The sequence below is a fragment of the Georgenia sp. X1117 genome (assembly GCF_057784635.1).
Map to the genome: position 1 here is coordinate 1,080,401 of NZ_CM173492.1, position 15,900 is coordinate 1,096,300.

The window sequence follows — 15,900 nt, forward strand, 5'->3', positions numbered from 1 at the left end:
GTCCTCGCCGGGCGCCTGACGCTCAGCGTGGTGAGCGGGTGACCTGCGCGCCCCGGGTGTCGACACCGGGGGTGAGCACCCGCCAGCCGCGGTCGGCCAGGGCCGCGGCGGAACCCTGCGGCGTCGGGGCGAGGACGAGCACGCTGGGGCCCGCCCCGGAGACGACGGCCGGCAGCCCCTGGGCGCGCAGCTCGTCGACCAGCTCGAGGGTGGCGGGCATCGACGGGCGCCTCTGCTCCTGGTGCAGGGTGTCGGTCGTGGCCGCGAGCAGGAGCTCGGGGGCCCCGGCCAGCGCGTGCACGAGCAGGGCCGCCCGGCCGGCCGCCTGCGCGGCGTCGGCGTGCGGGACGGTCGGGGGCAGCACGCCCCGGGCGGTGCGGGTGTCGAGCCGGTCCACGGGCACGACGACGGTCGGCGCCAGCGCGGGGTCCAGCCGCAGGCGGACGGCCGTGGGCCCCTCCTCGGCGTCGACCCAGGCCACGGTGGCGCCGCCGAGCAGGGCGGGCGCGGCGTTGTCGGGGTGCCCCTCGAGGTCGGTGGCCAGCGCGAGGACGCCCCGGTCGTCGAGCGGCCCGCCCTCGGAACCCGCCTCGTCGTCGACCAGGGCGCGCCCCAGCAGCAGACCGGCGACGACTGCGGCGGCCGAGGAGCCGAGCCCGCGCCCGTGCGGCACCCCGTTGGTGCAGTGCAGCTCGAGACCGACCTGCGGGGCGTCGGCCGCCTCGAGGGCCAGGCGCAGGGCCCGCACCACGAGGTGGTCCTCCCCCGTCGGCACCGAGCCGGCACCCTCGCCGGTGACGGTCACGTGCGTGGGCCCGGTGGTGGCCTGCACCTCGAGCTCGTCGTGCAGACCGAGGGCCAGCCCGAGGGCGTCGAAGCCGGGGCCGAGGTTCGCCGAGGTCGCCGGGACGCGGACGCGGGCGGCGTCCGCGACGAGGCGGCTCACGGGCGCAGGCCGAGCGCCTCGGCCGCCGCCTCGAGCGTGCCGGGCACGTCGGTCAGCTCCAGGCCGGAGTGGCCCAGCGCCGTCTCGGTGTCCTTGAGCCCGTTGCCGGTCACCGTGCACACGACCTGGGCGCCGGCCGGCACCTCGCCGCGCCCGGCGGCGGCGAGCAGACCGGCCACGGAGGCCGCGGACGCCGGTTCGCAGAACACGCCGACCTCGGCGGCGAGCAGCGCCTGCGCCTCGAGGATCTCGTGGTCGGTGACGGAGTCGATGCGGCCCCCGGAGTCGTCCCGGGCCGCGACCGCGTAGTCCCAGGAGGCGGGGTTGCCGATGCGGATGGCGGTGGCCACGGTCTCGGGGTGCTCGACGACGGCGCCCTTGACGAAGGGGGCGGCGCCGTCGGCCTGCACGCCCCACATGCGGGGCACCCGGGTGGCGACGGGCGCCGCGTCGGTGGTGCCCGCCATCGAGGCGGCGGTGGTGCGCCCGGCGTACTCGTTGTAGCCCATCCAGTAGGCCGAGATGTTGCCGGCGTTGCCCACGGGCAGGACGTGGATGTCCGGGGCGTCGCCGAGCGCGTCGACCACCTCGAAGGCGGCGGTCTTCTGCCCCTGGAGGCGGTAGGGGTTGACGGAGTTGACCAGCGCCACGGGGTAGGACTCGGCCATCTGGCGCACGATGCGCAGGCAGTCGTCGAAGGAGCCGTCGATCGCGAGCAGCCGCGCGCCGTGCACCGCGGCCTGGGCGAGCTTGCCCGCGGCGATCTTGCCCGCGGGCAGCACGACGGCGCATGTCAGGCCCGCACGCACCGCATAGGCCGCGGCGGAGGCGGAGGTGTTGCCGGTCGAGGCGCACACGACGACCTCGGCGTCGGTGGCCAGCACCTTGGTCATCGCCATCGTCATGCCGCGGTCCTTGAAGGAGCCGGTGGGGTTGGCCCCCTCGACCTTGACCCAGACCTGGGCGCCGGTGCGCTCGGACAGCGCCGGCGCCTCGACGAGCGGCGTGCCGCCCTCGCCGAGGGTGACCGCCGGCTCCTCCCCCACGGGCAGGCGGTCGGCGTACTCGCGGATGATGCCGCGCCACGGCTGGGCCACGTCAGACTCCTTCGACTCGTCGCACGGGCAGGACGGCGCGCACGCCGTCCGTCCTGGCGAGCTCGGCGAGGCACCCGGCCAGGGTCTCCTCGTCGGTGCGGTGGGTGGTGATGGCGAGCGACGCGCTCTCCCGGGCGGCCCGCGGGTCCTCGGGCGGGGCGCCGTCGTAGGCGTCGTCGAAGACGTCGTAGAGGCTCTCGGCGTAGGCGGTGGGCTCGGCGTGCCCGGCCTGCCGGACGGCCTCGATGGAGATGCCGTGGCGGCCCAGCACCTCGGTGACCACCGAGAGCATCCCGGGGCGGTCCTCGATGTCGAGGGTGAAGCGGGCGGTGACGTGCTGCTGGGCGGCGGGCAGGAACGGCAGCCGCGCGTAGGCCGACTCCCGCGGTGCCCGTCCGCCGCCGACGACGTGCGAGGCCGCGGCGACGAGGTCCGAGAGCACGGCGGAGGCGGTGGGTGCACCACCGGCGCCCTGCCCGTAGAACATCAGCCGCCCGGCGGCCTCGGACTCGACGACGACGGCGTTGAAGGCGCCCCGCACCGAGGCCAGCGGGTGGTCGGCCGGCACGAGCGTGGGGCCCACGCGCACCGAGATGCCCTCGTCCGTGCGGCGCGCGACGGCCAGCAGCTTGAGCGCGTAGCCCTCTGCCTGCGCGGCGGCCATCTCGTCGGCGGTGATGTCCCGGATGCCCTCGACCGGGACGGACTCGAGGGGGATGCGGGTGTGGAAGGCGAGGGAGGCCAGCAGGGCGGCCTTCGCCGCGGAGTCGTGCCCGTCGACGTCGGCGCTGGGGTCGGCCTCGGCGAAGCCGAGCTCCTGGGCCTGCGCGACGGCGTCGTCGAAGCCGATGCCGTTGGTCGACATCTCGTCCAGGACGTAGTTGGTGGTCCCGTTGACGATGCCGAGCACGTCGGTGACGGTGTCCCCGGCCAGGGACTCGCGCAGCGCGTAGACGATGGGGATGGCGCCGGCGACGGCGGCCTCGTAGTAGAGGTCGACGTCGGCCGCCGCGGCGGCGTCGTGCAGCTCGGGGCCGTGGGCGGCGATGAGGGCCTTGTTGCCGGTGACCACCGTGGCGCCGGCGGACATGGCCGCCCGGACCAGCGCGCGCGGGGGGTCGATGCCCCCGATGAGCTCGACGACGATGTCCGCCCGGGAGACCAGGCCCTCGGCGTCGGTGGTGAGCAGCTCGCGCGGGATCCACGGGTCGCGCTCCCGCTCGGCGTCGCTCACGGCGATGCCGACCAGGCGCAGCGGTGCGCCGGCGCGGGCGGCGAGGTCCTCGGCCCGCTCGGCGAGCAGCCGGACGACCTGGGAGCCGACCGTCCCGGCGCCGAGCAGGGCGACGCGGACCTCGGTGGGCGGGGTGGTCACGGGCACGTCGACGTCCTTGCTGGTCTCGGGGCGGCTGGTCACGGTCCGGCCGGGCGGGACCCGGTCCGCCCGCCATCCTAGGTGCGGGGCCACCCGTCGGGCCGGGGTGTCCGCGGCCGGGGGCCGGGGGTCAGTGCGGGGCCGGGTCCTGGTCGAGGTCGGTGGCCAGGAGGTCCTCGACGCTCTCGCGCCGCACCATGACGCGGGCGGTCCCGTCCTCGACGCCGATCACCGGCGGGCGCGGCACGAGGTTGTACTGGCTGGACATCGACCGGCCGTAGGCGCCGGTGGCCGGCACGGCGAGCAGGTCCCCGCGGTCGGTGTCCTGCGGGAGGGCGACGTCGCGCACGACGATGTCCCCGGACTCGCAGTGCTTGCCCACCACCCGCGTGGGCACGCCGCCCGCCGCGCTCTGCCGGCCGGCGAGGGTCGCGGTGTAGTCGGCCGCGTACAGGGCGGTGCGGATGTGGTCGGACATCCCGCCGTCGACCGAGACGTAGGCCCGCGAGCCGCCGCCGTCCAGGGCCACGTCCTTGGTCGTGCCCACGCGGTACAGCGTCACCCCCGCCGGGCCGACGACGCTGCGGCCGGGCTCGACGGAGATACGCGGCACCGGCGAGCCGAGGCGAGCGCACTCCTGGGCGACGACGCGCGCGAGGGTGGCGGCGACGTCGTCGGGAGTGGGTGGGACCGTGTCCGCGCTCGTGTAGCGGATCCCGTACCCGCCGCCGAGGTCGACCTCGGGCAGGACCGTGCCGGTCTCGCGACGCACGTCCTCGCGCAGGGTGAGCACCGCGCGGGCCGCGGCCTCGAAGCCGGCCAGGTCGAGGATCTGGCTGCCGATGTGGCTGTGCAGGCCGACGAGCTCGAGGGCGGGGCGGGCGAGGACCTCGTCGACGGCCTTGCGGGCGGCGCCCGAGGCCAGCGACAGGCCGAACTTCTGGTCCTCGTGGGCGGTGGCGATGAACTCGTGCCCGCCGGCGTGCACGCCGGTCGTCACCCGGATCATCACCGGCACCGACGTGCCCCGCTCGGCGGCAATCATCGCCACCCGGTCGATCTCGGCCAGGGAGTCGACGACGAGGCGCCCGACGCCGGCGTCGATCGCGGCGGCGATCTCCTCGTCGGACTTGTTGTTGCCGTGCAGGCCGATCGCCGCGCCCGGCACGCCGGCGCGCAGGGCGGTGACGAGCTCGCCGCCGGTGGAGGTGTCGACGCGCAGCCCGGCGGCGTGCACGAGGCGGGCCACGCCGACGGTGAGCAGGGCCTTGCCGGCGTAGTAGACGTCGGCGCCGGCCATCCCCCGGGCCGGGTCGAAGTGCTCCGCGAAGGCCCGGGCGTAGGCGGCGGCCCGCTCGCGCAGGTCGGCCAGGTCGAGGACGTAGGCGGGCGTGCCGTGCACGCGGGCGAGGTCGGTGAGAGCCACGCCGCCGATCTCGAGCGCGCCGTCGACCCGCCGGGCGGTGCGCGGCCAGGGGCCGGCGACCGAGCCGTCGGGCTCGGGGGCGGGCGTCCGCGCGAGGTCCGGGCCCGTCGCGTCGGGGCCGGTCGCCTCGGGGCCGGTCGCGTCGATGCTCACATGCGCTCCGGCGCGCCGACGCCGAGCAGGCCGAGCCCGGTGGCGATGACCTGACGGGTGGCGTCGTTGAGCCACAGCCGGGTGTGGTGGGCGTCCTCGACCGGGTCCTCCCCGCGCGGGGTGACCCGGACCTTGCCGTACCACTGGTGGTAGCCGGTGGCGAGGTCCTCGAGGTAACGGGCCACCCGGTGCGGCTCGCGCAGGGACGCCGCCATCGCGACGATCTGCGGGAAGGAGCCGAGCAGGCCCAGGAGGGCGGCGTCGGCCGGGTCGTCGAGCAGCTCGGGGGCGAAGGCGGCGTCGCGGCTCACCCCGTGCTCGGCCGCGTTGCGCCCCACCGCGCAGGTGCGGGCGTGGGCGTACTGCACGTAGTAGACGGGGTTCTCGTTCGAGCGCTCCTGGAGCAGGTCGAGGTCGAGGTCGATCGCGGTGTCCGTCGAGGACCGCGCCAGGGAGTAGCGCGCGGCGTCCACGCCGACGGCGTCGACGAGGTCCTCGAGGGTGACGACCGTGCCGGCGCGCTTGGACATCCGCATCGGCTGCCCGTCCTTGAGCAGGTTGACCAGCTGGCCGATGAGGAGCTGGAGGTTGACCCCCGGGGTGTCGCCGAAGGCGGCGCAGACCGCCATCATCCGGCCCACGTAGCCGTGGTGGTCCGCGCCGAGCATGATGACGACCTCGTCGAAGCCGCGCTCGCGCTTGTCGAGGTAGTAGGCGATGTCGCCCGCGATGTAGGCGGTCTCGCCGTCGGACTTGACGACGACGCGGTCCTTGTCGTCGCCGAACGTGGTGGTGCGCAGCCAGGTCGCGCCGTCCGCCTCGAACATGTGGCCGGCCTCGCGCAGCCGTTCGATGGCCCGCTCGACGGCGCCGGAGGCGTGCAGGGAGTCCTCGTGGAAGTAGACGTCGAAGTCGACGCCGAAGTCGTGCAGGGCCGCCTTGATCTCGTCGAACATGCGGGCCACGCCGCGGGAGCGGAAGACCTCCTGCGCCTGCTCGTCCGGCAGTCCCGCGGGCGCGGGCTCGCCGGCGGCCACGGCGTCGGCGGTGACGGCCTCGGCGATGTCGGCGATGTACTGACCGCCGTAGCCGTCCTCGGGGGCCGCCTCGCCGCGGGCGCGGGCCAGCAGCGAGCGGGCGAAGCGGTCGATCTGGGCGCCGTGGTCGTTGAAGTAGTACTCGCGGGTCACCTCGGCGCCGCTGGCCTGAAGGATGCGCGCCAGCGAGTCGCCGACGGCCGCCCACCGCACGCCCCCGATGTGGATCGGGCCAGTGGGGTTGGCCGAGACGAACTCGAGGTTGACCCGGCGCCCGGCGTGGGCGTCGCCGCGCCCGTAGTCGGCGCCGGCGTCGACGATGGTGCGGGCGAGCTCGCCGGCCGCACCGGCCTCGAGGCGGATGTTGAGGAAGCCGGGCCCGGCGACCTCCGCGGAGGCGACGCCGTCCTGCTCGCCCAGCCGCTCGGCGAGCGCCGCGGCCAGGTCGCGGGGGTTGGTGCCGGCCTTCTTGGCCAGCTGCATCGCCACGTTCGTCGACCAGTCGCCGTGCTCCCGCTGACGGGGTCGCTCGACCTTGACGGTGGCGGGCACGGCGTCGGCGGGCAGCGCCAGGGTGCCGTCGGCGGCGAGCGCCGCGAGCTGGGCGGCGATGAGTTCGGCGAGTGCTTCGGGAGTCACCCCAGCAGCGTAGTTGCGTCGCGGGAGCCCGCGTCCCCCACCGCCGTGACGGTGGCCGCAACGGGCGCCGGGGTGGTCACAGGGTGTGGGACACGTACATCTCGTAGACCGGCCAGTCCTCACCGGCGAGGGTGAAGACCAGGCCCCGCCCGTTGTCCCACAGGTACTGCACGGGCGCCGCCTCGTCGGTGGTGTCGAAGATCCGCAGCGTGCCGGTGCCGTCGGTGTTGGTCACCGTCTCCTCGCGCACGGTGGCGCCGGCGGCCACGAGCTCGTCGGTGAGCGAGGAGGTGAACTCGTCGACGTCGGAGTGGGAGGTGAACCGGGCGGCGCCGTAGCTCACCGACGAGCCGTTGCCGGTGTAGGTGCCCTGCCAGGCCTCGGCCGCGCCGGCCTCGGCCGCCCCCGACCACTCGGTCCAGTCGCTGGTCAGCGAGTAGGTGGTGGCCTGCCCGTCGTCGTCGGTGTAGACCATCGAGTTCTCGATGCGGGAGGCCAGCTCGCGCTCGTCGATCGCCGGCGAGCGGGCGGCGTCGAGGATGAAGGTGCCGCCGATGATGACGCCCAGCAGCACGAGGGTGGACACGATCATCGTGACGATGAGCCTGGTGTCGGACCGCCCCCCCGTCCGTGCCGCCATCCCTGCGCCCTCCTCGGGCTCGTCGTCCGCGACCGGGCCGGCCGCCGGCGACCCGGACGGCCGCCGCTGGACAGGGTACGTGGTCGGGAGCACTCCGAGCGGCACGCGTTCAGCCTGCACGGCGGGATAGGATGCTCTGGCGCCTGCGGGTGCACGCCCCCGTAGCTCAGTGGATAGAGCGTCTGCCTCCGGAGCAGAAGGTCGCTGGTTCGAATCCAGTCGGGGGTACTTCCGTGCCCGGGGGCGCGCCGGTCGTCGCGGCCGGTCAGTGCCAGGGGCCCCGGCGGTCGAGGACCTCCAGGAGCAGGGACGGCCGGTCGGTGATGATCCCGTCGACGCCCATGTCCAGCAGCCGTTCCATGTCAGCGCGCTCGTCGACGGTCCACACGTGCACCTGGAGCCCGAGCCGGTGCGCGGCCGCCAGGGCCCGACGGGTGACCACGGGCACCCCGCGGTACCGCTCGGGGACCTGGAGCGCCACCGCACCGTCGTCGGGGCCCGGCACGAGGGCGGTGAGCACCCGACCGACCAGCGGGAGGACGGAGCCGGCCACCAGCGCCCCGACCTCCGCCGGCGAGAGCGAGGTGACGGCCGGCAGGGCGGAGCGGATCCGGGACAGGCGCTGCCCGGAGAACGCGGCGAGGCAGACCCGGTCGGCGGCGCCGGCGTCGCCGAGCACGGCGACGAGCGGGTCGACCACCGCGTCGGTCTTGGCATCGATGTTGAGGCGCAGGTCCGGGTGGGCGGCGAGGACGTCGACGAGCCGGGCGGGTGCTCCCCCGCCGTGCACGGACAGCTCCGCCACGGCCGACCACGGCAGGTGCTCGACCGGTCCGGCGACCCCGGTGGTGCGGGCGAGGTCCTCGTCGTGAAAGAGGACGACCTCGCCGTCGGCGCTCAGCCGGGCGTCGGTCTCCATGACGACGCCGAGCGCGGCGGCGTGCGCGGCGGCCTCGGCGGTGTTCTCCGGCACCTCCAACGAGCCGCCCCGATGGGCGATCGCGACCGGTCCCACGCCGGAGAACACGTGGGCCACGGTCAGCAGGCCCGGGCGGGGTCGACCGCGCCGAGGGAGTCGAGGAAGTCGGTGGGGTCGACCGTCTCGCCGTCGACGTGCACCTCGAGGTGGAGGTGCGGGCCGGTGGAGTTGCCCCAGGAGCCGATGTCGGCGAAGTGCTGCCCCACGGTGACGGTGTCCCCCTCGGCCACGTGCACGCCCGTGGGCGCCATGTGCGTCGACCACGTCTCGAAGGTGCGTCCCTCGTGCTCGTGCTCGATGATGACCAGCGTCCCGGAGCGCCCCTCGATGCCGGGGCCGACGTGGGTGACGACGCCGTCGGCGACCGCGTGGATCGGGGTCCCGAAGGGGGCCGCGAAGTCGTCGCCGGTGTGAAAGGACTCGGTGCCGCTGATGGGGTGGACGCGCCAGCCGTAGCCCGAGGACATCCGGTAGTGCTCGGCGGCGACGGGCATGACCGCGCCACCGGCGTCGTCGAGCGACGCGCGGGCGCCGGAGGCGGCGACCTCGGGCGAGCACTGCAGGTCCGCGCGGGCCTCGCTGCGGCTGGCCGCGGCGTAGGAGGCGCGCGCGCCGGCCCCGCCGTCGGCCATGAGCTCGGGGGCCAGGGTGGCCGACTCGCTCTCGTTGCTGGTGAGCACGGAGTACGAGGGGGCGCTCAGCGCGCTGACCTGCGGCTGCACGGAGACCTGGGCCTCGGCGGACGTCAGGTGCTGCTGGGCGACCGGGACGACGACCCCCAGGGTGCCCACGGCGGCGGCCGCGGCGACCAGGGTGGTGCGCACCGCCGGACGGGAGGTCCGGGACAGGGCCGGGCGCCGCCGTCCGCCCGCGCCGCGCACGGCCGGGCGGCCGGTCGCGCCGGTGGCGCGTCGCACGCGCAGCTCACGACGGGTGGGGGTCCGGGACGCCGCCGCGGCCACGTCCGCGGGTGCCTGCGGCACGGGCGGGACGGAGGCGGTCGGGTCCTCGGCCGGGTCCACGGCGTCGGCCGGGTCCGCGGCGTCGACCGGGTCTGCGGCCGGGCGAGCGGCGAGCGCCTCGGCGGCCCGGGCGGCGGCGCGCAGCGCGCGCCGGGTCCTGGGCGCACCGGCGGGCGCCGGTACGGGCGTCGCCGGCTCAGGGGCGGTCGGCTCCGCCGTCGCCCGCTCGGGCGCGGTCGCCTCACGGGTGGTCCGCTCAGTGGCGCCCGCCACCGGCGCGGACGGCACGGCGACCGGCACGTCCTCAGGCGCCGAGGTCACGCGGAGGTCACGGCGGCGCACCGGCCGCCCGGCCTGCTGCGCGGCCGCCGTGCGCGCGGCCTCCGCCAGACGGATCTCGCGCCGCGTGCGCGGTGCCTCCGACGTCGTCGCCGGCGCCTCAGCCGCTCCTCCGTGCGCGTCCGCGGTCCGCAGGTCCCGTCGACGGAGCCGGGGGCTCGACCCGGCGGGCGCTGACATGACGGACGGGACCTCATTCTGGTTCGGACACAGGGGCGCCACCTGTGGCACGGGTGAGCCCCACGCCGAGCGGTGGATGGTCACAGCACGGTAACTGTCCCGAGCAGGGCGGTCCAGGTCCCGCGGGCCCGCGGTGAGCAACCGCACGTCGGGCCGCGCCAGACGCTACCCGGCTCCCGGGGGCGCCCGGTTCGCCCGTCCACAACAGTCACCCCGGATCGCTCGACGATCGCGGGACCATCGACGGGCCGTTGCCAGGGTGGGTCTTGACCCCTGCTTGGCACGAGCGGTCCGGGCGCGACGAAACGGGGCGAAACCGGGCGTGTACCGGCCTCCTGGCTGGGGTCCGGGGCCGCCGTCCGCCTAGGCTTGACTGGCGTACGCGCGCTCCCACCCACACCGGAACAAGGCGGTTTCCCACAGTGTCCACCCAGGCTCACGACAGCTTCGGCCCGAACGCATGGCTCATCGAGGAGCTGTTCGAGAAGTACCAGCAGGACCCCACCTCGGTCGACGAGTCGTGGCAGTCGTTCTTCGCCGAGCGGGCGGCACGTGGCGGTACGAGCAGCGCCGGGCGTCCCGCACCGGCCCCGGCGCAGGCACCCGCCCAGCAGGCCCCCGCCGCGGCGCAGGGCACGTCCGCGCCGAGCGCCGCCGCCCCCTCGGCCCCCGCCTCCTCCGGGGGCTACCACGTCGAGTCCGCCCCCACCCCCGAGACTCGGCCCGCCGACAAGTACCCCCGCACCGAGTCCGACTCCCAGGTCCAGGACATCCGCGGTGACCTGCCTCCCGCCCCGCCGGCGGAGTCCCAGGCGGCGACCGCCACCTACCGCGACTCCACCAAGCCGATCGCCCGCTACAACCCCGACGGCGCCGAGGACCAGACCGTCAAGCTCCGCGGCGTCGCGCAGCGCACGGCGGCGAACATGGAGACCTCGCTGGAGATCCCGGTCGCCACCTCGGTGCGCGCGGTCCCGGCGAAGGTGCTGGTCGACAACCGGCTCGTCATCAACTCCCACCTCGCCCGCTCCCGCGGCGGCAAGGTCTCCTTCACGCACCTCATCGGGTTCGCGATGGTCGAGGCCCTCGCCGAGGTGCCGGACATGAACTACAGCTACGGGAGCACGGACGAGGGCAAGCCCGCCCTGGTCAAGCCGGCGCACATCAACTTCGGCCTCGCCATCGACCTGCCGAGGCCGGACGGCACGCGCACCCTCGTCGTGCCGAGCGTCAAGGAGTCGGAGACGCTCGACTTCGCGGGCTTCGTCGCCGGCTACGAGGAACTCGTGCGCAAGGCGCGGACCAACGAGCTGTCGGTCGAGGACTTCCAGGGCACCACCGCCACACTGACGAACCCCGGTGGCCTCGGCACCGTGCACTCGATCCCGCGCCTGATGAACGGGCAGGGCGTCATCGTCGGCGTCGGCGCGATGGAGTACCCCGCGGAGTACCAGGGCGCCTCCGAGCAGACGATCGCCCGGCTCGGCGTCTCGAAGATCCTCACCCTGACGTCGACCTACGACCACCGGATCATCCAGGGCGCGGCGTCGGGCGAGTTCCTCCGGGCGATCGCCACCAAGCTCCTCGGCGAGGACGGCTTCTACGACCGCGTGTTCGTCTCCATGCAGGTCCCCTACGAGCCGGTGCGCTGGAAGAAGGACACCGAGTTCGACGCCGAGACCGAGCTGGGCAAGCCGGCGCGGATCGCCGAGCTCATCCACGCCTACCGGTCCCGCGGCCACCTCATGGCCAACACGGACCCGATCTCCTACCGCCAGCGCAGCCACGCGGACCTCGACATCACCAACTACGGGCTCAGCCTGTGGGACCTCGAGCGGAAGTTCGCCACCGGCGGGTTCGGCGGCGCGAGCCGGCTCACCCTGCGCGAGATCCTCAACAACCTGCGCGACGCCTACTGCCGCACCGTCGGCATCGAGTACATGCACCTGGCCGACCGCGCCCAGCGCATCTGGTTCCAGGAGCGCCTTGAGCGGGCCTACACCAAGCCCTCCTCGGAGCAGCAGCTGCGGATCCTGTCGATGCTCAACAAGGCCGAGGCCTTCGAGACGTTCCTGCAGACCAAGTTCGTGGGGCAGAAGCGGTTCTCGCTCGAGGGCGGAGAGTCTCTCATCCCGCTGCTCGACACGGTCCTCAACGGTGCCGCCGAGAAGGGGCTCGACGAGGTCGCCATCGGCATGCCCCACCGCGGGCGGCTCAACGTCCTGGCCAACGTCGCCGGCAAGTCCTACAAGCAGATCTTCGGGGAGTTCGAGGGCAACTTCGACCTCACCGGCTCGGGCGACGTCAAGTACCACCTCGGCACGGAGGGCAAGCACGAGGCCCCCGACGGCGCCGTCACCGGCGTCTACCTCGCCGCCAACCCCTCCCACCTCGAGGCGGTCGACGGCGTGCTCGCCGGCGTGGTGCGCGCCAAGCAGGACCGCATCGACCTGGGCGACAAGGGGTACTCGGTCCTGCCGATCCTCATCCACGGCGACGCCTCATTCGCCGGCCAGGGCGTGGTCACCGAGACCCTCAACCTGTCCCAGCTGCCCGGCTACCGGGTGGGCGGCACGCTGCACGTCATCGTCAACAACCAGATCGGGTTCACGACCTCGCCGGCGTCCGCACGGTCCTCCTACTACGCGACCGACGTCGTCAAGGGCCTGCAGATCCCGATCTTCCACGTCAACGGGGACGACCCCGAGGCGGTGGCCCGGGTCGCCGAGCTCGCCTTCGAGTACCGGGAGAAGTTCCGCAAGGACGTCGTCATCGACCTCATCTGCTACCGCCGCCGCGGCCACAACGAGGGCGACGACCCCTCGATGACGCAGCCGGTGATGTACCGCCTCATCGACGAGAAGAAGACCGTCCGCACGCTCTACCAGGAGTCGCTCATCGGCCGCGGGGACATCACCGAGGAGCAGAGCGAGCAGGCGATCGAGGAGTTCCAGCGCACCCTCGACGAGGGCTTCACGGCCGCGAAGGAGCTCGACCCCGGCACGCCGTCCGACAGCGTCGCCGGCCTGGAGAAGCCGGCCGCGCAGCAGGAGGACGCCGGCCTCATGGTGGGCTGGTCGACGGCGGTGAGCCCCGCCGTCGTCGAGCGCGTCGGCGAGGCGCACGCCCGCGTGCCCGAGGGCTTCACCCTGCACCCCAAGCTCAAGCAGCTCACCGAGCGCCGGGTCGCGATGTCCAAGGAGGGCGGCATCGACTGGGGCATGGGCGAGCTCATCGCCTTCGGCTCCCTGCTCATGGAGGGCACGCCGGTCCGGCTCGCCGGTCAGGACTCGCGCCGTGGCACCTTCGTCCAGCGCCACGCCGTCTTCCACGACCACCACGACGGCTCGGAGTGGACGCCGCTGCGTTTCCTCACCCCCGACCAGGCGAAGCTGTGGATCTACGACTCCTCGCTGAGCGAGTTCGCGGTCATGGGCTTCGAGTACGGGTACTCGATCGAGCGCCCGGACGCGCTGGTGCTGTGGGAGGCGCAGTTCGGCGACTTCGCCAACGGCGCGCAGACGATCATCGACGAGTTCATCTCCTCGGCCGAGCAGAAGTGGGGGCAGTCCTCCTCGCTCGTCCTGCTCCTCCCCCACGGCTACGAGGGGCAGGGGCCCGACCACTCGTCGGCCCGCATCGAGCGCTTCCTCACCCTGGCGGCGCAGGACAACATGCTGCTCATCCAGCCCTCCACGCCGGGCAACTACTTCCACTACCTGCGTCAGCAGGCCTACGCCCAGCCCCGCCGCCCCATGGTGGTCTTCTCGCCGAAGCAGCTGCTGCGCCTCAAGGCCGCCTCCGCCTCGGTCGAGGACTTCACCCAGGGGCGGGTCCAGAAGGTCATCGGCGAGGTCGACCAGGACATCGTGGCCGCCGGCGACCAGGTCGACCGCGTCCTGCTGTGCTCGGGCCGGATCTACTACGACCTGGCCGCGGCGCGGAAGAAGGCCGGCGACACCCGCACGGCGATCGTCCGCCTCGAGCAGCTCTACCCCGTGCCGACGGCGGAGGTCGCCGCGGCGATCGAGCCCTTCGGCGAGGCCGAGCTGGTCTGGGTCCAGGACGAGCCGGGCAACCAGGGCGCGTGGCCGTTCCTGGCCGGGAACCTGCACATCTTCGGCCGGCCGATGCGCCTGGTGTCCCGCCCGGCGGCGGCCGCGCCGTCGGTCGGCTCGTCCACCGCGCACGTCCAGGAGAACGGGCGGCTCATGGAGGAGGCCTTCCGCCGCTGACCGTCCACCGACGCAGCCCGGACCCCGACCGAGGGGGTCCGGGCCGCGTCGTCGGTCGGCGCCTGCGGCGGCCGGGCGCCGCGGTGGGGCAGGATGGTCGGGCCCCGCACGGTGCGGGGACGGACGAAGGAGGGGTATGAGCGACGGCGTGCGGATCTGTGTGCTCGGGGACGAGCTGGTGGCCGGGCAGGGAGACGCCCGGGCGCTCGGCTGGGTCGGCCGGGTGCTCGCCCGCACGCGCCACGCGGTCGACCCCTTCGTCGCGTCGCTGCCCGTGCCCGGGGAGTCCTCGACCGGCCTGTCGGCCCGCTGGGAGGCCGAGACGGCGTCCCGCTTCGCGCCGCGCGCCGACAACCGTCTGGTGCTGGGCCTGTCCTCGGCCGACGTCGTCGGCGGGGTCTCGACCGCCCGCTCGCGCCTCAACCTGGCCAACATCCTCGACGAGGCCTCGGCCTCGGACGTGCGCTGCCTGGTGGTGGGGCCGCCGCCGCGCCTGCGCATCGACGAGCGCGCCCTCGGCACCGTCTCGGACGCCTTCGCCGACGTGTGCGGGCGCCGGCACGTGCCCTACGTGGAGACCTTCGAGCCGCTGCGGGCCCACGAGCAGTGGCTGGCCGACATGTACGCCGGCGACGGCGTCGTGCCCGGTCAGGCGGGGTACGGTCTGCTCGCCTGGCTGGTGCTGCACCACGGCTGGCACGGGTGGCTCGGTGCCGAGGACCGCTCGGCCTGACCGACGCGCCCTGATCTCCGTACCCTGATGGCGCCGAGGTGGACCACTCTCGGTCGAGGACGACCTCTGGACAGTCCATCTCGGACGAGACAGGTCCACCTCGACGAGGGGGGCGGGGTGCGGGTCAGGCTCCGGGGTCGACGGCGAGCTTGCCGGCGATCTCGCCGCGCATCATCCGCCCGAGCCCCTCGGGCACCGCGTCCAGCCCGCCGATCTCCTCGACCCGCGGCCTCACGCCGGTGGTGGCCAGCGCCCGTTGCAGCGCGGCCAGCTCGTCGCGCGTGCCCATCGTCGAGCCGAGCACCCGCAGCGACCGGAAGAACACCCGGCTGAGCTCGGCGGGCGGCGCGTCCCCGGAGGTCGCCCCGCACACCACGACCGCCCCGCCGGGCCGCAGGGAGCGCAGCGAGTGCGCCCAGGTGGCCCGGCCCACCGACTCGACGACGAGGTCCACCCGCGTGCTGGCGCGCCCGCCGGGTTCGAGCACCTCGTGGGCGCCGAGCTCGCCGGCCAGCGCGCGGCCGGCCTCGGTGCGGGAGGTCGCCACCACGCGCGCGCCCATGAGCCGCGCCAGCACGATCGCGGCGCCGGGCACCCCGCCGGTGGCGCCCTGGACGAGCACCGTGTCCCCGGCCCGCACCCGGCCCACCGTGGTGAGCATCCGGTAGGCGGTCAGCCACGCCGTCGGCAGCGCCGCCGCCTCGGCGAAGCTGAGCGCGGGATCCTTGTCCACGAGGTTGGCCGCCGGGACGTGGACCTCCTCGGCGAGGGTGCCGGGGTGGCGCTCGGAGAGGATCGCGCGGGCGGGGTCGAGCGTCTCGTCCCCGCGCCAGGCCGGGTCGCCGACGACGGCGTGCACGATGACCTCCCGCCCGTCCGCGGTCACGCCGGCGGCGTCGCAGCCGAGCACCATGGGCAGCCGGTCGGCCGGCAGGCCCACGCCGCGCAGCGACCACAGGTCGTGGTGGTTGAGGCAGGCGGCCCGCACCGTGACGCGCACCCAGTCCTCGGGCGGGGCGGGCGGGTCGATCTCGCCGACGACGAGGCCGGCGAGCGGGTCGTCGGGGTCGGTGCCGGCGGCATAGGCGGCGCGCATCCCACCAGGCTACGCGGGCGACCGGACGAGTGAGGGCGGGCGTACCACCGCGGGCTGGATCGC

11 protein-coding genes and 1 tRNA gene are annotated in these 15,900 nt (G+C 74.7%); 3 read left to right on the forward strand and 9 right to left on the reverse strand.

All coding sequences use genetic code 11. The features are described from left to right. Positions 1 to 22: 22 nt before the first annotated feature. From thrB to AC3D3D_RS04880, 6 genes are all read right to left on the reverse strand, one after another. Positions 23 to 946, reverse strand: coding sequence for a homoserine kinase (gene thrB / locus AC3D3D_RS04855; RefSeq protein WP_463661281.1), 924 nt, complete (start codon positions 944 to 946; stop codon positions 23 to 25). Continuing rightward, a complete protein-coding gene (thrC, locus tag AC3D3D_RS04860; protein ID WP_463661280.1) occupies positions 943 to 2,043 on the reverse strand; it encodes a threonine synthase in 1,101 nt (366 codons plus the stop codon). Before thrC ends, thrB begins: the two co-directional genes overlap by 4 nt. A 1-nt stretch (position 2,044) precedes the next feature. Continuing rightward, a complete protein-coding gene (locus AC3D3D_RS04865) occupies positions 2,045 to 3,424 on the reverse strand; it encodes a homoserine dehydrogenase (RefSeq protein ID WP_463661357.1) in 1,380 nt (459 codons plus the stop codon). 124 nt (positions 3,425 to 3,548) lie between these two features. Next, positions 3,549 to 4,991 carry a diaminopimelate decarboxylase gene (gene lysA, locus AC3D3D_RS04870; protein WP_463661356.1) on the reverse strand — a complete coding sequence of 481 codons (1,443 nt, stop codon included), beginning with the start codon at positions 4,989 to 4,991 and terminating at the stop codon, positions 3,549 to 3,551. A gap of 2 nt (positions 4,992 to 4,993) precedes the next feature. Further along, positions 4,994 to 6,673: an arginine--tRNA ligase gene (gene argS / locus AC3D3D_RS04875; protein ID WP_463661279.1), complete on the reverse strand. Its 1,680-nt coding sequence runs from the start codon at positions 6,671 to 6,673 to the stop codon at positions 4,994 to 4,996. 76 nt (positions 6,674 to 6,749) lie between these two features. After that, positions 6,750 to 7,313 carry a hypothetical protein gene (locus AC3D3D_RS04880; RefSeq protein WP_463661278.1) on the reverse strand — a complete coding sequence of 188 codons (564 nt, stop codon included), beginning with the start codon at positions 7,311 to 7,313 and terminating at the stop codon, positions 6,750 to 6,752. 155 nt (positions 7,314 to 7,468) lie between these two features. On the opposite strand from AC3D3D_RS04880, the gene AC3D3D_RS04885 reads away from it, so the two are divergent. Continuing rightward, positions 7,469 to 7,541: transfer RNA gene (locus tag AC3D3D_RS04885), tRNA-Arg, on the forward strand. A 37-nt stretch (positions 7,542 to 7,578) separates the two neighbouring features. Here the strand turns inward: AC3D3D_RS04885 and AC3D3D_RS04890 are convergent. Both AC3D3D_RS04890 and AC3D3D_RS04895 read right to left on the reverse strand, forming a co-directional pair. Next, positions 7,579 to 8,340, reverse strand: coding sequence for a glycerophosphodiester phosphodiesterase family protein (locus tag AC3D3D_RS04890; protein ID WP_463661277.1), 762 nt, complete (start codon positions 8,338 to 8,340; stop codon positions 7,579 to 7,581). 11 nt (positions 8,341 to 8,351) lie between these two features. Further along, a complete protein-coding gene (locus AC3D3D_RS04895) occupies positions 8,352 to 9,773 on the reverse strand; it encodes a M23 family metallopeptidase (protein WP_488512471.1) in 1,422 nt (473 codons plus the stop codon). A gap of 422 nt (positions 9,774 to 10,195) precedes the next feature. Here AC3D3D_RS04895 and AC3D3D_RS04900 point away from each other — a divergent pair, with 422 nt between their 5' ends. Both AC3D3D_RS04900 and AC3D3D_RS04905 read left to right on the forward strand, forming a co-directional pair. After that, positions 10,196 to 14,008 carry a multifunctional oxoglutarate decarboxylase/oxoglutarate dehydrogenase thiamine pyrophosphate-binding subunit/dihydrolipoyllysine-residue succinyltransferase subunit gene (locus AC3D3D_RS04900; RefSeq protein WP_463661275.1) on the forward strand — a complete coding sequence of 1,271 codons (3,813 nt, stop codon included), beginning with the start codon at positions 10,196 to 10,198 and terminating at the stop codon, positions 14,006 to 14,008. A gap of 136 nt (positions 14,009 to 14,144) precedes the next feature. Next, entirely contained in the window at positions 14,145 to 14,741 is a 597-nt protein-coding gene (locus AC3D3D_RS04905) for a GDSL-type esterase/lipase family protein (RefSeq protein ID WP_463661274.1), read from the forward strand. Between the two features lie 124 nt (positions 14,742 to 14,865). On the opposite strand, the gene AC3D3D_RS04910 is transcribed toward AC3D3D_RS04905, so the two are convergent. Next, positions 14,866 to 15,837 carry a zinc-binding dehydrogenase gene (locus AC3D3D_RS04910; RefSeq protein ID WP_463661273.1) on the reverse strand — a complete coding sequence of 324 codons (972 nt, stop codon included), beginning with the start codon at positions 15,835 to 15,837 and terminating at the stop codon, positions 14,866 to 14,868. Positions 15,838 to 15,900 lie beyond the last annotated feature (63 nt).